At 72.9% G+C, this 255-nt stretch carries 1 pseudogene; it reads right to left on the bottom strand.

What is annotated here, in order from left to right:
• A pseudogene (locus tag AB1471_RS19045) lies at positions 1 to 255 on the bottom strand (deoxyribodipyrimidine photo-lyase); the annotation flags it as partial.

The following is a 255-nucleotide window of genomic DNA, read 5'->3' as shown; positions in this document are numbered from 1 at the left end:
CCAGTGCGGGGCGCAGGTCGGCCTCCAGGCTCTCGGGGTGATGGTGCAGAACGTCGGCGTAGAACTCCCGCCAGGCCAGTTCGGTGACGAAGCGCTCGGCGTCCGGCCCTCCGTACGCCTCGAGGTCGGCCAGCAGCGAGCGTGGGTGCAGGACGCCGAACTTGAGGTACGGGGAGAGCCGGGAGGTGGCGTCGAGGTCGGGGCGGTCGCGACGGGTCGCGTACCCCGCCAGACCGTCCGCGAGGAAGGCGCGCC

The organism is Jeotgalibacillus marinus, assembly GCF_040801915.1.
Lineage (GTDB): Bacteria > Bacillota > Bacilli > Bacillales > Jeotgalibacillaceae > Jeotgalibacillus > Jeotgalibacillus marinus.
Note: the sequence above shows the minus strand (reverse complement) of the source record. Positions and strands in the feature narration are given on the sequence as shown.